This window comes from Streptococcus mitis, assembly GCF_000722695.1.
Classification (GTDB): Bacteria; Bacillota; Bacilli; order Lactobacillales; family Streptococcaceae; genus Streptococcus; species Streptococcus mitis_O.
Genome location: NZ_JPFU01000008.1, coordinates 113,082 through 120,001, shown reverse-complemented (window position 1 = coordinate 120,001; position 6,920 = coordinate 113,082). Strand labels below are relative to the sequence as shown.

At 35.3% G+C, this 6,920-nt stretch carries 8 protein-coding genes and 2 pseudogenes; 2 read left to right on the top strand and 8 right to left on the bottom strand.

The features are described 5' to 3' along the window. Positions 1–206 precede the first annotated feature (206 nt). The 6 genes and pseudogenes from SK629_RS03155 to SK629_RS03130 all read right to left on the bottom strand — a co-directional run bounded on the left by SK629_RS03155 (position 207) and on the right by SK629_RS03130 (position 3,547). Positions 207–494, bottom strand: a pseudogene (locus SK629_RS03155) (DUF5966 family protein). Positions 495–507: 13 nt separating this feature from the next. Continuing rightward, entirely contained in the window at positions 508–810 is a 303-nt protein-coding gene (locus SK629_RS03150) for a DUF5962 family protein (RefSeq protein ID WP_050492340.1), read from the bottom strand. A 56-nt stretch (positions 811–866) separates the two neighbouring features. Beyond that, complete coding sequence (locus tag SK629_RS03145) at positions 867–1,595, bottom strand: ABC transporter permease (protein ID WP_042900532.1); 729 nt, start codon at positions 1,593–1,595, stop codon at positions 867–869. Next, positions 1,592–2,341, bottom strand: a complete 750-nt coding sequence (locus SK629_RS03140) for an ABC transporter permease (protein WP_042900531.1) — start codon at positions 2,339–2,341, stop codon at positions 1,592–1,594. Before SK629_RS03140 ends, SK629_RS03145 begins: the two co-directional genes overlap by 4 nt. 5 nt (positions 2,342–2,346) lie before the next feature. Further along, positions 2,347–3,258 carry an ABC transporter ATP-binding protein gene (locus SK629_RS03135; RefSeq protein ID WP_080710190.1) on the bottom strand — a complete coding sequence of 304 codons (912 nt, stop codon included), beginning with the start codon at positions 3,256–3,258 and terminating at the stop codon, positions 2,347–2,349. Positions 3,259–3,427: 169 nt separating this feature from the next. Further along, positions 3,428–3,547 (bottom strand): type A2 lanthipeptide, encoded by a 120-nt coding sequence (locus SK629_RS03130; RefSeq protein WP_001118874.1) that lies wholly within the window; start codon positions 3,545–3,547, stop codon positions 3,428–3,430. Between the two features lie 179 nt (positions 3,548–3,726). Here SK629_RS03130 and SK629_RS03125 point away from each other — a divergent pair, with 179 nt between their 5' ends. Together SK629_RS03125 and SK629_RS03120 are read left to right on the top strand one after the other, a co-directional pair. Next, complete coding sequence (locus SK629_RS03125; protein WP_042900530.1) at positions 3,727–4,425, top strand: response regulator transcription factor; 699 nt, start codon at positions 3,727–3,729, stop codon at positions 4,423–4,425. Then, complete coding sequence (locus SK629_RS03120; RefSeq protein ID WP_042900529.1) at positions 4,422–5,831, top strand: sensor histidine kinase; 1,410 nt, start codon at positions 4,422–4,424, stop codon at positions 5,829–5,831. Before SK629_RS03125 ends, SK629_RS03120 begins: the two co-directional genes overlap by 4 nt. Positions 5,832–5,929: 98 nt before the next feature. Here the strand turns inward: SK629_RS03120 and tnpA are convergent. Together tnpA and SK629_RS03110 are read right to left on the bottom strand one after the other, a co-directional pair. Continuing rightward, positions 5,930–6,393 (bottom strand): annotated as a pseudogene (gene tnpA, locus SK629_RS03115) (IS200/IS605 family transposase). Between the two features lie 170 nt (positions 6,394–6,563). After that, entirely contained in the window at positions 6,564–6,872 is a 309-nt protein-coding gene (locus SK629_RS03110; RefSeq protein WP_033683236.1) for a DUF5966 family protein, read from the bottom strand. Positions 6,873–6,920 lie beyond the last annotated feature (48 nt).

The following is a 6,920-nucleotide window of genomic DNA, read 5'->3' as shown; positions in this document are numbered from 1 at the left end:
CATCATTTACCAATTCTCTATTAGCTTGGAAGGTCACCATTTTACTTGAATTCGCTATAGCCATTTTATATAATTCCTTTATATATTTTCTTTATTATCTCACAATTATAAAGAAAGTCAAGAAGTTTTGATTTGAAAGAATCAATTTCTAAAATTTTTCATGTCCTAAAAAGCAGAATCAATTTTGAACTTGTTAAGATTATTTTCTATTCTTTCTTCCACTTATATCCTGTCCAGCATGCTAAAGCAAGTAAAACTAAATTAAAGATGATAAAGAAAGTCGTAAAACTAAATAATCCATTTTGAGCTAAATCTGCCGTGTAAGGTTAAGTCTCTGTAAAGAGAAGATAAATTCCATAGCCCTCAACGAAAATAAGAAAACTGACAAAACCAATAAGGAAAAGTCCACTTGCAATCAGAAAGAGTCTCCATAAAAGAATGAGAATTCCTCCTACTGCTAAAAAAATTACTGGGACAAGGAGTAAATCATTCATGAATTTCTCCTTTCTAGTCAATCAACTGACGGTAATGGGTGGCAAGAGATGAATCAAACTCTTCTAATTTTTGAACTAAGTCCAAATACTCCTCTTTGTCATGTTCTTCAAAGTCCTCGCCTCTATGATTTTGAAGAGCGATTTCCAATTGACTAGTGAGTTCTCGTTTGGAAAAGCTGTAATCCCCCGTCACTTCCTCATAATGTTCCTTTAGTTCCTTGTAAGATTGGTATTCTTCAGGTATTTGAAATCCCTGTACTAAGGCCTCTTCTAATTGATAATTTAACCTTCTTTCTATAAAAACTAGGTCAAGCATACTGGATAAATCTTGGAGCTTTTATCACAAGAAAAAGACCCCGAAGAGTCTTCGCATTACTTATGCAATTCTTTATTACTCAATGTATGAAAAATCCCCCACAGAAGAATATTTACAATGATAAACAGCACTATTTCCACTAAATTAAAGTCTATCAAATTCCGTGACCGCATTGCCACCATAGCTTGTGAGTAGGGATAGATTAAAGATAATTTATCTGATACAAAAATCATCATAAATCCTACGAAAGTACCAATAGCACCAATTCCCACAGATTTACTGAAAACACGAGTTTTAGCTGTCACAAAAAACTGTACTGCCATCATACTAATTGTTCCAAAAATCCCCAATAAATCCCACTTGAGGTAGGTGAACAAATTAGAAATTTCTAAATGAGCTAGGTGAGCACTGACATAAAAAATACCAAACAAGAACAACTGTAAAACAGCAATAAACAAGATAATTACTATTTCTTTTGCCAACAATAATTTCCCAAGACTGACATTATTAACTCTGAGAAATTCAATATTTTTTCTGTCAAACTCTTTTCCTAACATCATGGCTACATAAAGGCTAACCAAAATCGGAAAGAAAAGCTGGCTATAATAGAAGGTCAATTGTCCCCATAAAACAGGCACTTTTTCAATTTCTGCAACCATAGAATAAGCTGAACCAAAGTAAATCCCAAGACCAATCAGGCTACAAAAAGCTAAGAAGCAAATACCAATCATCAACATGGAAAATTTTTTGGTTTTCCGCCATTCTACTGATAGATAAGACATCATAGCTTGCCTCCTTTCTTTTCAACCAGATAGAGAGATAAGAAGAGATAGATTAGGGCTATTGGCAAATATGTAAAGAGTTTAAATCCTAGGTTTGTCGCCAAAACATAACTCACTTGACTGGCAACTTGCTGGTAATCCACCAGAGACATATATCCTATACCACCAAAAGGGAAAATTAGCTGTAGAAAAGCTGGTGCATGACCAAATCCAACACCAAGAAATCCTCCGAAAATCCCTAATGCCAGTATCAATGCCTGCTTCTTCAGTAAAAACTGCAAAGTCAAAAACAGACAGGTTAAGACAAAAGAGGCTAGCAAGAAAATGACGATTTGCCAGAGGATTAGGCTAACAGGCATTTCTAGACCTGATAAGATTGCAATTAACTGGGCTACTACTCCCTCCAAAAAAGCGAGGAAGGTCAAAATGAACATGGTCAGGCCAAGCTTACTCAGAAAGATATGCCGTACATTTTCACCATTTGCCAAAAGCAGTTTGAAAGTGTTGCCCTCCTTCTCGTTCTTGACAATCCGCGATACAAAGAGAGCAATCACAATAGGGAGAATCAAGCCATTTACTTCTTTTATCATATAGAAAATCAGGCTAATCTGGTGCATGTCTGGATTACTTAGGTAGCGTGTAGCGGCTGCAATTGCCCAAGCAAATCCGACTCCCATAACTAGTATGCTAATAATGAAGGATTTTGTTCGTTTTGCCTTGAGCAATTCAATAGACAAATTATTCAACATAAGACTCACTCCTTGGTTAAGTTGAGGAAGATAGATTCCAAGGTTTCTTGCTCTTGCTTCACTTCATAAATTGGAACTTTCTCGACTATTAAATCTCGTAACAAACTAGAAATCTGCTGATCGGCAAGGTTAGTCAGCTTGAGTTTATCCTCTTGTATCTCCAACATCTTGCACGGATAACCAAATAACACTTGGCTAATGACTTCATGTTGACCTCTAAAATCCCCACGCACTTCCAGCCATTTATTGGACTGAATTTTACGAATTTCTCCCTCGTAAACCAGTTGACCATGGTTGATAATCCCCACACGGTCAGCGATATGCTCTACTTCTGAAAGGATATGGGTAGAGATGAAGACAGTAATGCCCTGTTCTTTTGCCAACTTGATAATCAGTTCCCGAATTTCATGAATCCCTGCTGGATCTAGCCCATTTGTTGGCTCATCCAGTATCAACAAACGCGGTTTCTTGACTAAGGCAAAGGCTAAAGCCAAGCGCTGTTTCATACCCAAAGAATAATCTTTAACCAATTTTTTCTTGTTTTTAGGTTGATCTAACCCCACAATTTTCAAGGTTTCCTGAATATTTTTCTTATCAAATCCAAGTATTTTTTGGAAGACTAAGAGATTTTCATATCCTGTCAAATTAGGATAATAAGACGGTTCTTCAATCATAGAGCCAATCTGATTAAGATACTGCTTGTCCGTACCTATAGATTGACCAAACACTTCAATCTCCCCAGCTGTACGAGAAATCAAAGACAAAATCATCTTCATGGTGGTTGTTTTCCCAGCTCCATTTGGACCTAGAAAACCATAAATCTCACCTTGTTGAACTGATAAGGAACTAAGGTTAACTACCTGAGTGTCCTTAAATCCCTTTTGTAAGTTTTTTATCTGTAAAACATTACTAATCATTATGAACTTCCTCCTTTAAACCAAATAATTTTCTATAATTTTGATTTCTATAAATCAAATTATCATGAGTATCTTTGATAACGTCTCCACTACTCTTATCAACAAAAATGATAGAATCAACATAATTCACAATATCTAATTGGTGACTCACTATTACCATTGTTTTAGTCTAAATAAAATGAATTATTCCACTACCAGCACCAAGAACGTTATCAAGTTCTTCAAGAGTTAATTCTTGAAGAGAATTCATTACTTCAATCTCAACGAGATTCATTTGTTGTTTAGCCATTTGGCAATACCTAACTGATTAAAATTTATTTGAGAAGTATCTCTATCTAGGTTATATCTTTATTATAGACATGCTAGATTAATTTTAAACTAAGCTAACCTTAATTTTACATTAAGATTAAAGTATCTTGCTTTTTTCACTCTTTTAAATGGTATAATATAGATAAGCGAGGTAAGATTATGAATTTCGAACAACAACTCCTGAATAAGCACATTCTTATCATTGATGACGATAAAATTTTAAACTCTTCCATAAGAGATATTCTCACTGCCTACGGATTTTCCAATCTAACATCAGCCTATGATATAGAATCTAGTTTGGACATGATTGAAACAGAGCAGTTCGACCTTTTCCTCTTGGACATTATGCTCCCCGATGGTGATGGCTACACATTAGCAAAACATATCCGAAAAAAGGGCGATACTCCTATCCTCTTTCTGACTGCCAAAAATAATCCTGAAGATGAGGTAGCTGGTTTCAATGCTGGTGGTGATGATTATGTCATGAAACCCTTCATTCCAAAAAATCTTATCTATCGTATTATGGCTCTGCTCCGGAGAAGCTATAAATCAGAACAGGAAGTAATACAGATTGGACAGACTTTGGTGAGTTTTCGGAATGCAACAGTACAAAAAAATGGAGTAGAAATTTCTATTACACCAATTGAAATTCAGATTTTGAAAAAACTTTACGATAATAAAAATTACATCGTTTCAACTGAATCTCTCTGTGATACGATTTGGGGAGTGGATAGCTTTGGTTATGAAAACTCTTTGACTGTACATATTCGGAAAATTCGAGAAAAAATAGAAGAAAATCCTTCAAAACCTCAATATTTAAAGACAGCTAAAGGGCTGGGATATAAATTGTTATCATGATTATGAACCAAACCAAAATTTTAAGGTATTCACTAAAGAAATTTATCTTTTTTTCCATCATTATCTTTATTACCAATATTATTCTAATTGCCAGTTTTGTTTTCTACATTAGGGAAAAGCAAACTGCTACTGAGACTGTGAAAATAATTTCTGAACACATTACCATCACAAAAAATAACGTCCACATACCTAAAAATGATATCTCTAGTCTAAAAGAACAAAAGTTATGGCTCATGGTATTGGATAAGCAGACTGGAAAACAAGTGTACGAACAGTATAAACCTACAGAAGTTCCTTCGCAATTTGACTATGGGGACATTTTACAGTTTTCTCGCTATTATCTTTCAGATTATCCTGTTTTTAGTCAGATAAAAGGTGGCTACATCATTGTTGTTGGTTTTCCAAAAGATAAAATTGCTCGTTATAGTTATAATTACTTAGATATAGATAGTATTCGCCTGATTCCACTAGTAGCATTTGGAGTATTGCTTTTCAACTGCCTTTATTTCGCTTTTCTTTACTACTATGGTGTGACGCATATCAATCGTAAAATTGCGCCTCTTGTAACTGCTATTCAGAATCTCCCAGATGGTTTGAAAAATCCAATAAATTCTATATCAGAACTAGAATATCTTACAACTGCAATTAATCAAACCGATACTCTACTCAAAGAGAATGAAGTCTTTAAAGAGCAATGGATTTCAGGAATTGCACACGATATCAAAACACCTCTTTCTGTCATCATTTCTAACGCGTCCTTGTTAAATGATTCTGAACCAGATACACAGTCTAAAAAACATATTCGCCCAATATTGACAGAATCCTATTACATCCAAAATATTTTAAATGACTTAAATATAGTAGCTCGCCTTTCATCCGGTCATCTTCAATTAAATCAGACTGAAACAAAAATTATCCCCTTCTTCAAAGACATTCTCATCCATATTTTAAATCAAGAAATCTGGAATGATTTTGAATTTGAATTTGATTACGATTATTCACTTGTTAATCAATCTATCATGATTGAGCAGTTTTTAATCACAAGAGTTATCCATAATATCATCTACAACTCTGTTTTACATAACGAAAAGGGTTGCACAATAAGAATCAACTTATTCAAAAAAGATACAAATGTAATTGTCGAAATCAAAGATAATGGACAGGGAGCTTCACCAGAAAAAATTGCTGAACTTAATGAATTATCTTTTAAAAACATTGATATTTCTAAAATTAGAACGACTGGAATTGGGATAAAAATTTCAAAACAAATTGTTGATTTGCATCAGGGCTCTATTTCGTTTGCTAGTGTCCAAAATGAATTCTTTGAAAGTATCATTTCACTTCCGATTTTCAACATTACCAATCATGACCACCCGTCTAACGGGTGGTTTGAACCAGGGCTATAAGCCCAAATTACCAGCCAGCGCCTAAAGACGCTGGCTTTCACGTTGTTCAAGCCTTATTGCTCTTGACTCGTCACTTGCCTCTTAAAAAGGCTTTAGTATTACTTACCACTATCCCTAAAGGGATCCTCATATTCTTTTACACTCAATTTATCTAGTGCTATATCATGCTTTTCCTGCTCCTGAATATACTTCTTAATTGTGGCTTCATTGAGTCCAACCGTACTCACATAATAACCTTCCGCCCAGAAATGCTGATTCCCAAACTTGTACTTGAGGTTGGCGTGTTTGTCAAACATCATGAGTGCACTTTTACCTTTTAAATACCCCATGAAACTTGAAACACTTATCCTCGGTGGAATACTGACTAACATATGTACATGGTCTGGCATTAAGTGACCTTCGATAATCTCAACTCCTTTACAACTACACAAGCGATGAAATATTTCGCCTAAACTACTTCGATATTGATTATATATTATTTTTCGTCTATACTTAGGGGTGAACACAATGTGATAGAACAGTGCCACTTTGTGTGCGATAAACTATGAGCCTTTTGTGCCATATTTTTCTCCTTTCGCTTTACAATTGGCTTGAACACCTTTATTGTATCGCGTTCGGAGTTGTTTGGGTATAACCTTCGACGCGCACCCGCATAGCGGGTGGTTTTTTTGTCTCGCACCTAGCGGAGCGAGACGGACTAATAGTCACATAATAAAAAATGGAGAAGAACCATTAGAGTTTTCTCCATTTTTTTAATCTTATCTTCCACTTATATCCTGCCCAGCCTGCCAAGACAAGCAAAGCAAGATTAAAGATGATAAAGAAAGTCGTAAAACCAAATAATCCATTCTGTGCTAAATCTTCCGTGTAAAGTTCAGTTTCTGTAAAGAGAAGATAGAATCCATATACCTCAGTAAAGAGAGTAGCACAGGCTAGTCCAATTAAAAACAATCCACTAGCCAGAACTATGGACATCCAGAGAATCAAGGCAATCATGCCCACGACTATGAGAATAAGAGGAAGAATCAGAAAATCTGTCATAAGGCTCCTCCTAGTCTACCATGCGACGATAAAAGTCTGCGTCCTAGC

What these genes read in the sequence shown, in the direction of transcription:
- SK629_RS03150 (WP_050492340.1), bottom strand. Translation starts at nt 810, where the DNA reads ATGCTTGACCTAGTTTTTATAGAAAGAAGGTTAAATTATCAATTAGAA.
- SK629_RS03145 (WP_042900532.1), bottom strand. Translation starts at nt 1,595, where the DNA reads ATGATGTCTTATCTATCAGTAGAATGGCGGAAAACCAAAAAATTTTCC.
- SK629_RS03140 (WP_042900531.1), bottom strand. Translation starts at nt 2,341, where the DNA reads ATGTTGAATAATTTGTCTATTGAATTGCTCAAGGCAAAACGAACAAAA.
- SK629_RS03135 (WP_080710190.1), bottom strand. Translation starts at nt 3,258, where the DNA reads ATGATTAGTAATGTTTTACAGATAAAAAACTTACAAAAGGGATTTAAG.
- SK629_RS03130 (WP_001118874.1), bottom strand. Translation starts at nt 3,547, where the DNA reads ATGGCTAAACAACAAATGAATCTCGTTGAGATTGAAGTAATGAATTCT.
- SK629_RS03125 (WP_042900530.1), top strand. Translation starts at nt 3,727, where the DNA reads ATGAATTTCGAACAACAACTCCTGAATAAGCACATTCTTATCATTGAT.
- SK629_RS03120 (WP_042900529.1), top strand. Translation starts at nt 4,422, where the DNA reads ATGATTATGAACCAAACCAAAATTTTAAGGTATTCACTAAAGAAATTT.
- SK629_RS03110 (WP_033683236.1), bottom strand. Translation starts at nt 6,872, where the DNA reads ATGACAGATTTTCTGATTCTTCCTCTTATTCTCATAGTCGTGGGCATG.